The sequence below is a fragment of the Clostridium frigoris genome (assembly GCF_018861865.1).
Lineage (GTDB): Bacteria > Bacillota > Clostridia > Clostridiales > Clostridiaceae > Clostridium_AD > Clostridium_AD frigoris.
This window is the reverse complement of sequence record NZ_JAHLDV010000034.1, coordinates 26,950-40,506: the sequence shown is the minus strand read 5'-3', so window position 1 is coordinate 40,506 and position 13,557 is coordinate 26,950. Positions and strand designations below refer to the sequence as shown.

The following is a 13,557-nucleotide window of genomic DNA, read 5'->3' as shown; positions in this document are numbered from 1 at the left end:
TCAGACCCTACCGTTGCCAGTAAATCCCTTGCTCTCAGGTTGTCTTCCCGTTGGTTAGGCGACATAGGCTTCTTTCAGCCTATCGGCTCAGCTAACATGCTGGACGTACAATAAACCATCTACTAAAAATAGTAGATGGTAAAATCCATTTTGGAAATATCATTTTAATTATAATCTAATAAAATAACTTATGTTATTTATTGGTGATGATGTTCACCATGATGATTGCAAACTACATCTTTATTTTCTAATGTTCCATTTATATATTCTTCAATTACCTTTGAATATTCTCCAGATGCTCCTTTTATTACTTCAAGACCATTTTGCTCTAACCCACTTATTGCTCCTCCACCAATTCCACCAGTAATAACCACTGTTGCTCCTTTGTTTTTGAGTAAATCTGCTAATCCTTGATGCTCATGTTGGAGCTCAGCTGCTGATATTTCTTCAGTACTTATAATTTTTTTATCTTCTATGGTTACAATAACAAAACTTTTGCTCATACCAAAATGTTGATTTACTATACTACCATTATTAGGTATTGCTATTTTCATAAAATATTACCTCCACTTTTTATTTTTTTGTCTTTTTAATAATTTTATTAATAATATTTTCAGTTATTTTTGTTAATTCGTCATTTAGCTTGTATTCGCCTTTATTAGAAATATTAACTATTTCCCTACACATTGGAATTTCTCCAAGTAAATCTAAATCATTTTTGTCTAAGAATTTATCTATGTTATCTGAATCAAACATTTTTATTTTCTCGGTACATCCTGGACAAACAATATAACTCATATTCTCTATTAATCCTATTATATCGATGTTTAACTTGCGTGCCATATTTACTGCTTTTCCAACAATCATAGATACTAAGTCCTGTGGTGTTGAAATCATTACAATACCTGTAACTGGTATTGATTGCATTACTGTTAGCGCAACATCACCTGTGCCAGGAGGCATATCTATAATTAAATAATCAAGCTCTCCCCATATAACATCAGTCCAAAACTGCTTAACAACACCAGAAACAGCTGGTCCTCGCCATATAACTGGATCATCTTCATTTTCCACTAAAAAGTTCATCGAAATAACATCAATGCCTTCCGTAGTTTTAACCGGTATAATACCAGATTCGTTCATAAAAGGTTTAACATCTTTAATGCCTAATAATCTTGGTATACTTGGACCTGTAATATCTGAATCCATAAGTCCAACTTTATAACCTTTTTTATTAAGTTCATGTGCAATAAGAACAGATATCGTTGATTTACCTACGCCACCTTTACCGCTCATGACTCCGATAATATTTTTAACTTTATTTAATGGATTATTTTCTATGCTACATGTGTCTTTATTATCACACTCACCATTTGATGGACAACTTTTACAGTCAGCCATATACTATCACCTCTTTATTGTTTTATGCTATATATATTATAATACTATTATTTTTTATTGTCAAATGCCAATAATTATAGCCTTGTTTACTCAAATGATAAAACTATTTATCAGAGATTGTATTCTTATTACATTGCCTCTGACAAAAACTACTTCGTTTATTGCAAGTCACTTCCTCTGAACCACAAGATGGACAAATCTTCCTATCTTCTTCATATTTTATTTCATAAGTATTATTACATGATTTACAAATAAATTTACATATATTTCTTGTGTAATTTCCACCACTTATATTTATAGCTTTTCCCTCTATTAAAGCTATAGCTATCTTCTTTCTAGCACTATCAATTATATTCTGAAAAGTTTGTCTTGAAACGAGCATTTTCTTTGCACATTCTTCTTGATTCAGATCTTCAACATCCTTAAGCCTCATGGCTTCAAATTCCTCAACTTTTATAAGTATTTCCTCAATTTCACATTTTCGTCTTCCTACTGGTACAAAATATGTATATTCCGGTAATTTTTCTACTCTTCTATTCTTCACTGGCCTTGCCATAAATATTATCCTCACTTTTCATATACTCTTTAGAATTTCTAAATGCTATTTTCCAGTGGCATACGCTAATAAAATTTTACATCCTATCAACATTAATGTCAAACAATAATATTAAAATCGAAACTAACTGTTCTATAATATTTGTAAATTTTATACTAAAAAACATCATTATACTTAAATATATAAATATATTTAAAGACGCATGTTTAGATTCATAAATTCAAATTAATATAATTGAATTCAAAACCATGTTACCTTTATTGATATCATATTTTTTATAGAAAGTAGGAACATATTGAAAAGATATAAAGTAATATTTCATATTGACGAAATTTTAAAATCAAAATTAATACTTGGAAATATATAAAATTTAATCCATCATATGGATCTAGACAAAGAGCTACTATTTGATTTTGCAATCTAATTCCTTACCCCTTCATTTTATTTTCTTAAGTTCTTTATATTATATACTTATTTATAACTCTATTAAGTTCATCTACATTTTGTTCCGTCCAACTTAACTAAGAAGAATTTCATTTAATGTTTTCATATAAACCAATCCTTTCATATTATAATTTCATTATGATTATAGTATAGTATTTATTAACCAATAAGTATAATGTATCTTTTTTTATAATACCTATTAACATTTCTGATTGGTAAAGTAATAGTTTTGATTTAGAAATCAAAAGTTTTTATAATCTAATACACACGCAATAAAAATACCACACTTCTATAATAATTATAGTAGTGTGGTATTTTAAACGAAATCCCCACTTAATTGGAGTCATTTCAACTTTTTATATACTCTAATATTACTAGTACCTATACATATTTCTTAAGCTTATCTCCTAAAACCTTTTTAGGAGAAAACCCTACAAGTTTATCTTCTACTACGTTATTCTTAAATACCATAATCGTAGGGATGCTTGAAATATTATATTTTGATGATATTTCAGGATTTTTATCTATATCAACCTTTACAAATTTTATTTTACCTGCATATTCTTTATCAAGTTGTTCCATAACAGGAGCTAACATTTTACATGGTCCACACCAAGGTGCCCAAAAATCTACAACTACTGCAATATCTGAACTATCTACTTCACTTTGAAAACTTTTATCATTTATTGCTTTTATCATTTTAACCTCTCCCTTTTTTTATTATATAAATAGATTTACATTTGAATCTTCAGTTTGACCTAGGTAATAACCAACTCCACCAATTTTTACTCCGTCAATAAGTTCTTCTTTTGTTATTCCCATAACATCCATGGACATTGAACAAGCAACTACCTCAACTCCACTATCAATTGCTGATTTTATTAAGTCTTCAAGAGAATCTATATTCTTATTTTTCATTACGGAGCGTATCATTTTAGCTCCAAGTCCCATCATATTCATTTGGGAAAGTTTAAGCTTTTTACTTCCTCTTGGCATCATAAACCCAAACATTGAATCAATTATTCCTTTTTTAACAGATACTTTTTCTGGTTTTCGTATGACGTTAAGACCCCAGAAGGTAAATAATATGGTAACTTTACTACCCATCGCAACTGCTCCATTTGCGATAATAAAGGCTGCAATAGCTTTATCCAAATCACCACTAAAAACTACCATAGTTTTATTGTTTTTTTCGCTTGTATCTGATGGAAAAGCCTTATTTACATGAGTTGTTTTGTTATCTTTTTTTTTTATAAAGGCATATACCATACCTTTCTCTTTTGTTAAATCAATTAATTCATTATTTGTTTTAGTACACCAGGCTCTAATATCCTCATAAAACCCAGGATCAGATGCTGTTACTTTTAATATTTGACCGTTATTTAATTCATCAATACTCGCTTTAACTTGGATTAATGGTCCTGGGCAACATAGTCCACAAGCATCAAGAAGTTTATCATAATTATCATTGCCACTCGCTTGTGTTTCTTTTATAACTTGAGTATCAGGATCTAAACTCTGGCCTTTTGTTTTACCTGCTGCTACAGTTTTATTGGGTTTAAAACTTGAAATTGAAACTGATTTATATCCTCCAGTTAAATTTTTGACCTTAAATTCCTTTTGAGTTAAAATTCTTGAGGCAACATATCCTCTTAAACCTACCTGACAATATTCAATAATTTCTTTGTTTTTATCAAGTTCACCGATTCTTTCTCTTAAACTATCTACTGGAATGTTTATAGCACCCTCAATATGACCATTGTCAAATTCTATTTCAGTACGAACATCTAATACTACAGCATTTTCTCTATCATATGCCATAAACTCTTCTGTAGTTAATACATCCATTCTTCCGGCTAACACATTTTGAGCAACAAATCCTGCCATATTTACAGGGTCCTTAGCTGATGAGAAAGGTGGTGCATAAGAAAGTTCTAATTCTGTTAAATCATCAACTGTTCCACCAAGTCTAATAACTGTAGCAAGTACATCTATTCTCTTGTCAACTCCATCATACCCCACACCTTGAGCTCCAAGAATTTTGCCTTCATCATTAAAAATAAGTTTTAACGTCATTGGTAGAGCTGCAGGATAATAAGAAGCATGAGATACTGGATGAACAAATATAACTTTATAAGGAATATTTAGTCTAGTTAAAGTTCTCTCATTATTTCCAGTACTTGCTGCTGTAAGTCCAAAAACCTTTAAAATTGAAGTACCCAGTGTTCCTTTGTACGTAGTATTTAACCCAGCTATATTATCAGCTGCAATTCTTCCTTGCTTATTTGCAGGTCCAGCGAGTGGTATTGCGGTATTACTTTTGTTTATAAAATCTATAACCTCTATAGCATCACCCACTGCAAATACTCCCTCTGCACTAGTTTCCATTTTATCATTTACTAAAATATGACCTTTAAGGCCAACTTTAATGCCAGCATCTTTTGCAAATTTAGTATCAGGGAATACTCCTATTGCCAGTATTATTATATCAGTACTTAATTTTTCACCACTATTTAAAGTCATTTCAATACCATTTTCAGTATCTTTAAAAGCTTTCACTCCATCATTTAAAATTATTTCCACACCATTATCCGAAATTTCTTTTTCAACATTTAGAACAATGTCAGTGTCAAATGGAGCCAATATGTGTGGCGCCGCTTCTACCAAAGTAACGTTAAGTCCTCTTTCTTTTAAGTTTTCAGCCATTTCTACGCCAACATATCCTCCACCAACAACTACGGCACTGTTAATCCCCAATGCATCTACATGTTTTTTTATATTATCAGTGTCTGGTATATTTCTTAAAGTAAATATTCTCTTACTGTTTATACCCTCTATATTAGGTTTAATTGCTTTTGCTCCAGGTGATAACACTAAATAATCATAACTTTCCTCGTAGGTGCCAAGGATTTTACTGTTAACTGTTACAACCTTTTTAGTGATGTCAATCGCTACTACTTCACTATTGTTTCTAACATCTATATTAAATCTAGCATTCATACTCTCAGGTGTTTGTACTAAAAGCTTATCTCTATCTTTTATTACTTCACCGATGTAATAAGGCAGCCCACAATTTGCAAAAGAAATATATTCATCTCTTTCAAACATAATTATTTCTGCGTTTTCATCAAGTCGTCTAAGTCTGGCTGCTGTTGACGCTCCACCTGCAACGCCACCTACGATTAATATTTTTTTTGTCATAATTATTTTCCTCCTTGTATTCTCATAATTTATTTATTAGCTCAACATTAAAATCGAATTTATTAACTTCTTTATTCTTTCATCTCGGATTTTATAGTTAACTTCAAGACCATTTCGATGACCCTCTATTATACCAGCATATCTTAACTTCTGTAGATGTTGTGATACTGTTGATTGAGGAACCTTTAGACAAGTTTGCATATGGGAAACATTACATTGCCCTTGATCTAATATTCTTTTTACCAAACACATCCTAATAGGGTGCGCTAATACTTTTAGGATATCTGTAATTTCAGTGTATTTCATGTAATTTGTATCCATGTCTCTTCCTCTTTCCTAAATTTCACTCTACACTATCTAGCTATATTGTATCTCCAAGAACCTATTCCACGATTAAGATGGTAAATATTTTTAAAATCATTATTTGCTAAAGTTTCTACTGCTCTTGGACTTCTTCCACCAGATGCACAATAAACAAGTAAAGGTTTATCTTTGTAAACAGCAAGTTCATCAAGCTTCATAGTTAAACTCTGAACTGGAACAAGTTTTGCTCCTGGAATGTGCCCATCATCATATTCCTCTTTAGTTCTTACATCTATTATAATAAATTCATTATCATCATTTATAAGCTTATGTGCCTCTTCTGCACTAACATTTTTAATATTTAAATTAAACATAATTTATGCCTCCTTAAAATTTAATATATATTCATATCGTATATTCTTATTTTATATATTATTATATCTTAATATTACGATTTAATAATATAATAACACATATATAATAAAAAGCAATAGAAATATTAAAATTAATTAAATATTTATTTTAACTAGCTAATAGAAAATGATACACAAACATTTTATCTTCTAAAATGTTTTAGGTAATTAACTTACAATGGTTATACTATAATTTATTATCTGTCATGTTATCTGATTTTTGCTTCCTTTTTGATTTATACCATTCATATCTTTTTTTACCCTCATCGAAGGCAGCTATTTCTTCAGGGGTATTTAAAACAAGTTCCGGTACTAAACTAGTTTTTCCTTTTTTATCTAGAGATACCATCTTAAAAAATGCAGACAATGCTTTTTTTGAGCATGTATAGCCATCACACTCTAAATCTTCAACTTCAACAGTTACGGCTATTTCCATAGATGATCTACCAGCGTACGCAACCTGCGCTGTACAAATAACTAAATCACCAATAAATATAGGTAAATGAAATTCTAGCTCATCAACCCGAGCTGTAACAACATTTGTATGAGCAAATCTTCTAGCTACAGCATATGCTGCTAAATCCATTAACTTCATGATTTCTCCACCATGAATGTTACCTGCAACATTAGCTTGACTAGGTAGCATCACTTCACTTATAATTAATTTTGATTCTGATGAAAGTCTTTTCATATTTTTAATTCCTCCGCTATAATCGATATTGTAAACACTATTTTTGTTTTATTTATATATACTTGTCTAGCAATGATTAGGAGTGATGGTAAATATTTTTAAATCATTATTTGTCAAAGTTTCCATTAATCTTGGACTTCTTTAACCAGATGCATCTTAAACAAGTATAAGTTTATATTTTTATTTTATATATCTTAATATCTTAATATTATGATATAACAATATAATAACACATAAATAATAAAAAGCAATAGAAATATTATATATTTAATTACGGTTTACTTTTGGGTTTCACTTGTGACAATTCTTCTAAGGACAGCTTTAACTCTCGCAACAACTTCCCCTTGACTAAAAGGTTTTACTATGTAATCATCTGCTCCCGTATCTAAAGCCATTATCTTATCCCCATCATGATGGCGTAATGCTGGGCAATAGCGGGTACAGCCGACATACGTGTAAAAATAAGCCACATGTTGGGTATTAATTCCATATGTTTAGTAACTAACGCAATTTCTTACGAAACACTACTAATTAGCGACTTCTTATCGCACAACAATATAAGAATGTTACGAAGAAAAATACATAACAATATGTTATAAAAATCTTGTTATAACATAAGTAAATATACCAATACATATAAAGATTATAATGCCTCCTGCAACCCAATTTCTAGGTTTACCTTCTTTAAAAATATCTTCTGACTGCTCTCTACATTCATTCATAATATCTTTTGGTATTAATCTAATTGCAAATACTACACCAATAGGCACTAAAATTAAATCATCAAGATAGCCTAATACGGGTATAAAATCAGGAATTAAATCAATAGGGCTTAACGCATATCCGACTACTAATACTACTACTAACTTAGTGTACCAAGGTACATCACGTCTTTTACAGGCTAAAGATAATGCTCCGATTTCTTTCTTTAAATTTTTGACTTTTATCTTAAAATCGTTAATAATTTTTTTAAATATTCCAATAAAATTGTTAATTATAATTCCCCCTTACGTCATAGAATATTAATCGAAATTTTAAGCAAATTATATCATTAGCTAAAACTGGACCCACTACTGGAAAGCCATCCAGAAAATATACGAACAATCCCTGATGTAAAATCAGCAATACCTTCAACGGTTCCAATAAAAGTCTTGTTGAATTCTAATGCAGTTAAATAAAGTGGTAAAACAACATTAACTAAGCCTCCGCCTATATCTGCCAGAAATGTTGCAATGCTAAGCCAGATAATGATGTTTGAATTAATCGTCTTAGAATTTATATTTTTAAAGTCCATATCTATTAAATCTTGGTAAATATTAATCACTAATATTAATCACTTGTTTCCAAGTTTTTATTTTTTACGTTAACTTTAACGTCATCTCTGAGATGCCAGTATATTTTAAATTCAAGTTTTTCTATATCTCTTTTTTGTTTGTAGCTAATGCTCAACTTAACATCAGCAGGGATACTTATACTTGAATTTAGATCCTTTATTAATGAGCTTATATCATTCTTTTCCTTTAGCTTTGAAGCTTGATTACATATATCATTTATCATATCCTTATAGTTTCCTTCTTCTTCCTCATAAACTGCATATGTATCATCTTGATTAGTATAACGAACAGAATCCCCAGATCCAATCCAATCTATTAATATCTTTTTGTTAAATCTCCACTCTCTTCCTATCTTTCTTGCGGGTAAATGGTCTTCTCTCAATAACTTAATCATAGTTCTTTCACTAACATTTAATAAACCACACGCTTGTTCGAGGTTTAGAATTTCATTTTCCATATTTTAATTGTCCTCCTCTGGTTTTGATATTATTATACAATAAAAGATAATATATGTAAAATAAATGATTTTAATGCAATTTTAATATAACTTTAATAGCATTTGATTAAAAAAGCATTTATAATGTACAAAATACAATATGATTATAAACGAACAAAAGATGTTCAATTACTAAGTACTTATTTAAAGGAGATTAACAATATGTCAATGATTGAGTTACAAAATACAAATAAAGCTATTATTAAGAATGCTAATGAAAAAAGATTGGTAAGATTATCGATAATTCTTACAACTATATTTCTCTTTTCCAGCTTTCTTTTTTGCACGCCTGCAATTGCTAAACATCTACCAATACCATCAAGTATATGTGGGTTATTAGTGACAATTCTTAATTTCGGTTCAAAATGGGCTGCTATTATTGGTATAGCCTTCGCAATGGCTTGGTATGTAGTAACTAAGTTAATAAAACATGCTAAAAGCAAGAATGAACCTCCGAAGAAAATCATTATTAAATTTGCAAAGATAGCAAGACAATTTCATGTCCCTATATCCATTCTTGCTTTAGGGTTTGCACTTGTACATGGATATATTGCAATATTAAATGGAATCAAATTAAATGTTGGTTACGCAACAGGTTTATTAGCTTTAGGAACATTCATTATTCTGTCTTTTTCTGGAATAAGGAGATATATTTCAAAGCATAAACTTCATTTAATACTAACTATTGCATTAATAGCTCTTTTAATAGTCCATATTATTTATTTTATTTTTTAATGTAAAATAAGATTATATACAAAAACGATAACCATTTGCAAAATAATAATAATAATAATAATACTATAGATAAGGATAGAATGTTCATATTACACTGTGAACCTTCTATCCTTATTTTTTAAAGTAATTTTATATTTTTATAACTTTAATTGTACTTAATGTATAATTAAATGAATATGATGTATTTATAGTTGCATATAACTACATAAAGTTATATTATTAGATAGGAAGTTAAAAAAAGTATTTCTAAAGGTACTCAATGATTTTTATATGAAAAGTAAAAGACAACGTGTGGAAAGTCTTATAAATATAAAAAAAGGATGCTGATTATTATGGCAAAATTAAAGATTGAACCCATAAAACAACCAAATAAAATTATTAACTATTGGAAAAAAGAGAGATTTGTTGTAGCATGTATTATTATATTTGGATTAACTTGTAATAGTGCATTAATTGTATCGCCAATTTATCAGGGTAAGTTGATTGATTCCATTATTGGTGGTTACAACCTATCCTCAGTAGTAATACTGGCGGTTACTTTTGTTTTACTTATAGCAATGGTCCAATTGTTGCGCTACTTTAAACGTTTTTACATAAGACGATTTGCCAATAGTACAAGTGCTACTATGAGGCTTATGATATACAATAACATAATGCATAAAACCACTGAAGAGTTAGACAATGAAAATACCGGTAATTTAATGACTAGAGCCATTTCTGATGTTGATCTCTGCGTGGAGGGTATGCGGAAATTTACCACAGAAATATTTGATACTGGAGTGCTAATGGCCTCATATTTCATATCAATGCTCCTTTATGATGTGAAAACAACTATTCTTTCCTGTCTTTTTATTCCCATTGCCATGGTGCTTGCTGAAAAATTAAAAAGCATTATTTACAAGTACACAATTGCCTTTCGTACAAAAAGTAGCTATGTTACTGATATTACATATGATGCCATTGAAAATGTCATGATTTATAAAGCCAATGGCATGGAAGATCAAAATATAGCAAGCTATAATAATGAATTAGAGGACTTGCAAAACAAATCAATTAAAGCCAATATTCTAGAAAATTCTATGCAACCAATTTATAATGTTATTGCAATGCTTGGGATAATTATAGTAATTTACTTTGGAGGGACAAAGGTAATTAATGGTGGCTGGACTGTAGGTAATTTTTCTACTTATCTTATTATGTTTGCCGCCATGGCAACTAAGGCAAGTAAGGCAGCAAAGCTATTTAATTCGGTGCAAAAATCACAGATATCCTGGAAACGCATTAAGCCCTATTTTACAGAATACCAAAGCAAAGCTACCACTTCCCTGGTTAATAATGATAGCACAACACTAACAGTTGAAAATCTTAGCTTTTGCTATGGTACAAGGAAGGAAAATATATTTGAAAAAATTAATTTTGCAGGAAATCAGGGTGAAATCATAGGTATCACTGGTTCTATTGCCTCTGGGAAATCTACACTTGGGCTATCTTTGCTTGGGTTATATCCTTATGTAGGAAGTATTAAGATAGATGGCAAGGAGCTTAGGAGTTACTCTGAATATGAGCGAAGTCAGATGATTTCTTACCTAGGTCATAACCCTCAATTGCTTTCTGATAGTATTTATAACAATATTACTCTTGGAAATGATCAGAATATTACTTCTGTTTTAAAGGATGTTTGTTTCCATAATGAATTGGAAGCAATGCCTCAGGGCGAAAACACATTAGTTGGCAATAGCGGAATAAGGTTAAGCGGTGGTCAACAGGCGAGGATATCACTGGCAAGAACCCTTTTAAACAAAAACAAAATTATGGTTTTAGATGATCCATTTTCTGCTGTTGATATGAAGACAGAAGAGGAAATTATTAAAAACCTTAAAAATAATTATAAAGATAGTTTAATCATACTAATTTCACACCGCTTAACTATATTTAAGGATGTGAACCATATTGTGTTTTTGAATAATGATAAAACAGCAAATTATGGCACGCATGATGAACTGCTCAAAAGCTCTGTAGTTTACAGATCAATATTTAATTTACAATCCACTGGGGGGAATAGTTATGAGGAATAGTCTAGTAAAAAACTCTATTATTAACGTGCTTAAGAAAAATATAAAAATAGATGTATTACTACTTTTTGCTGTTTGTGGTGTTGTTATGGCAAGCTTAATTCCTCCTCAAATTTTAAAATACATTATTGATGGTAACCTTGTACCAAAAAGCAATAACAGATTACTTTTTCTAGCAACTATTTACATGGTAGTACTATTATTTATTGGTATCTTTGATTTTATTAAGGAAGCTGTACTAACAGTTTTAGGTCAAAAAATCACCAAGGAAATTAGATTAGAAATGATGGAAAAGCTAAAAAGAATGTGTACCATGTTCTTTTCCTCAAACGATACAGGCACTGTTGTTTCAAGGTTTACAAATGATGTGGATGCAATCAACTCAATGTTTACAGGTGGTATTATTGGAATGATGGTTGACTGCCTAAAAGTTATAGGAATTGTTGTCTCTATCTGGATGTTCAGCCCCAAGCTTGGAGGTATTACCTTTATACTACTGCCTATTATTTATGTCATTACCAGGATTTTTCAAAAGAGAATGTTGAAGGCACAAATAGAAAATAGGATTTTAGTGGGTAGGGTAAACAATCATATTTCAGAAAGCTTAAAGAATATCCAGATGATTAAATCCTACAGTAAAGAAAGCTACATGGAAAAAAATTATAGTTCATTTTTGCTGGATAACTATAAAACTGTTGAGAAAGTAAATTTCTATGATTCCGTGTTTTCTCCCACAATCCAACTTATTCGTGCTGTGGTCATTGGCATTATTGTAATACTATCATCCAAGCAGCTAAACTATTTAGGAATATCCATAGGTATGGTTGCCGCCTCCATTGAATTAATCTCTAATTTATTTACACCCATTGAAAATCTAGGTATGGAGCTTCAAAACATTCAGCAGGCAGTATCCGGTATCCATAGGGTGAATGATTTTTATAATTTGCCTGAGGATCAATGTGAAATCAGTGAACTTAAAGCCAAGGATATCATTCCATCACGTGATGACATTACACTATGCTTTAACAATGTAACTTTTCAATATGAAGAAGGGACTGATATTTTACAAAACATTAATCTTGATTTGAGTCCACAGGAGAAGGTTACCTTTGTAGGAAGAACAGGTGTTGGTAAATCCACATTATTCAAGCTGGTTATGGGATTTTTAAAGCCAACTGATGGAAATATCACCGTAAATGGAATCGATGTTTATACTATACCAAACTCCGAAAAGCGTAAAATATTCGGATATGTTAATCAGAGCTTTCATATGATAAACGGTACAGTTGCAGAGCAAATTAGTCTAAAAGATGAGCATATTACAAGGGATCAAATTGGAAATGCTTTGGACTTTGTGGGCCTAACCGATTATGTGGCAGATTTAGAAAAGGATATTGATACACAAGTAACCAGTGATACTCTTTTTTCACAAGGTCAGAAAGAGCTTCTTGCTATTGCAAGAGCAATTGTTGCAGATCCTCCTATTTTACTGTTTGACGAAATCACTGCTAATCTTGATTCTATAACAGAAGAAAAATTTATATCTGTATTACAGAAGGCAAGTAAATCTCACACAATATTATCTATAACTCACCGCTTGTGCTCTATGATTGCCTGCGATACCGTGGCTATTTTAGAAGATGGAAGAATTAAAAATACAGGTTCTCCTGAAGTGCTTTTACAAAATGATGATTGGTATCGTAATCATATTGCACTGGAGAAGCTTACTTGGAGTTGAAAGGTACATTATGTAATACAGAAATAATCAGTAAATTACCAATACGTACTGAATATAGTAACTGTCACAATGAGGTACACCCTAATGACACTATTAGAATATGTTTCACTAGGGTTATAAATACAATATATGAAATGTTTCAAATACAAATAGACTTGGTGCAACACTTATTA

General features: G+C 30.6%; 14 protein-coding genes and 2 pseudogenes. 3 read left to right on the top strand and 13 right to left on the bottom strand.

Annotated features, from left to right (window positions below):
- Positions 1-197 precede the first annotated feature (197 nt).
- From KPL37_RS13475 to KPL37_RS13420, 13 genes and pseudogenes are all read right to left on the bottom strand, one after another.
- The gene (locus KPL37_RS13475) at positions 198-554 is read right to left on the bottom strand and encodes a NifB/NifX family molybdenum-iron cluster-binding protein (protein ID WP_216150189.1); all 357 of its coding nucleotides are present in this window, start codon (positions 552-554) and stop codon (positions 198-200) included.
- A gap of 19 nt (positions 555-573) precedes the next feature.
- A complete protein-coding gene (locus KPL37_RS13470; RefSeq protein ID WP_216150186.1) occupies positions 574-1,401 on the bottom strand; it encodes an Mrp/NBP35 family ATP-binding protein in 828 nt (275 codons plus the stop codon).
- A gap of 103 nt (positions 1,402-1,504) precedes the next feature.
- Positions 1,505-1,957 carry a DUF134 domain-containing protein gene (locus tag KPL37_RS13465; protein ID WP_216150184.1) on the bottom strand — a complete coding sequence of 151 codons (453 nt, stop codon included), beginning with the start codon at positions 1,955-1,957 and terminating at the stop codon, positions 1,505-1,507.
- Between the two features lie 825 nt (positions 1,958-2,782).
- Entirely contained in the window at positions 2,783-3,100 is a 318-nt protein-coding gene (gene trxA, locus KPL37_RS13460; protein WP_216150182.1) for a thioredoxin, read from the bottom strand.
- A 21-nt stretch (positions 3,101-3,121) separates the two neighbouring features.
- A complete protein-coding gene (locus KPL37_RS13455; RefSeq protein ID WP_216150180.1) occupies positions 3,122-5,602 on the bottom strand; it encodes a CoA-disulfide reductase in 2,481 nt (826 codons plus the stop codon).
- A gap of 36 nt (positions 5,603-5,638) precedes the next feature.
- Positions 5,639-5,923: an ArsR/SmtB family transcription factor gene (locus tag KPL37_RS13450; RefSeq protein WP_216150178.1), complete on the bottom strand. Its 285-nt coding sequence runs from the start codon at positions 5,921-5,923 to the stop codon at positions 5,639-5,641.
- A 32-nt stretch (positions 5,924-5,955) separates the two neighbouring features.
- On the bottom strand, positions 5,956-6,279 hold the full coding sequence (locus tag KPL37_RS13445) for a rhodanese-like domain-containing protein (protein ID WP_216150176.1): 324 nt from the start codon (positions 6,277-6,279) through the stop codon (positions 5,956-5,958).
- 226 nt (positions 6,280-6,505) lie between these two features.
- Entirely contained in the window at positions 6,506-7,009 is a 504-nt protein-coding gene (locus KPL37_RS13440) for an acyl-CoA thioesterase (protein ID WP_216150174.1), read from the bottom strand.
- Positions 7,010-7,290: 281 nt separating this feature from the next.
- Positions 7,291-7,428, bottom strand: a pseudogene (locus tag KPL37_RS13435) (DNA-binding response regulator); the annotation flags it as partial.
- Positions 7,429-7,602: 174 nt separating this feature from the next.
- On the bottom strand, positions 7,603-7,731 hold the full coding sequence (locus KPL37_RS20285) for a hypothetical protein (protein WP_343216271.1): 129 nt from the start codon (positions 7,729-7,731) through the stop codon (positions 7,603-7,605).
- Positions 7,732-7,785: 54 nt separating this feature from the next.
- Positions 7,786-7,929: pseudogene (locus tag KPL37_RS20280) on the bottom strand (YkvA family protein); the annotation flags it as partial.
- 131 nt (positions 7,930-8,060) lie between these two features.
- Positions 8,061-8,303 (bottom strand): hypothetical protein, encoded by a 243-nt coding sequence (locus tag KPL37_RS13425; RefSeq protein ID WP_216150172.1) that lies wholly within the window; start codon positions 8,301-8,303, stop codon positions 8,061-8,063.
- Between the two features lie 35 nt (positions 8,304-8,338).
- A complete protein-coding gene (locus tag KPL37_RS13420; protein WP_216150170.1) occupies positions 8,339-8,800 on the bottom strand; it encodes a helix-turn-helix domain-containing protein in 462 nt (153 codons plus the stop codon).
- Positions 8,801-9,001: 201 nt separating this feature from the next.
- Here KPL37_RS13420 and KPL37_RS13415 point away from each other — a divergent pair, with 201 nt between their 5' ends.
- From KPL37_RS13415 to KPL37_RS13405, 3 genes are all read left to right on the top strand, one after another.
- Positions 9,002-9,574: a hypothetical protein gene (locus KPL37_RS13415; protein ID WP_216150168.1), complete on the top strand. Its 573-nt coding sequence runs from the start codon at positions 9,002-9,004 to the stop codon at positions 9,572-9,574.
- Between the two features lie 332 nt (positions 9,575-9,906).
- Positions 9,907-11,649 (top strand): ABC transporter ATP-binding protein, encoded by a 1,743-nt coding sequence (locus KPL37_RS13410; protein WP_216150166.1) that lies wholly within the window; start codon positions 9,907-9,909, stop codon positions 11,647-11,649.
- The gene (locus KPL37_RS13405; protein WP_216150164.1) at positions 11,639-13,384 is read left to right on the top strand and encodes an ABC transporter ATP-binding protein; all 1,746 of its coding nucleotides are present in this window, start codon (positions 11,639-11,641) and stop codon (positions 13,382-13,384) included. Before KPL37_RS13410 ends, KPL37_RS13405 begins: the two co-directional genes overlap by 11 nt.
- Positions 13,385-13,557: the final 173 nt, after the last annotated feature.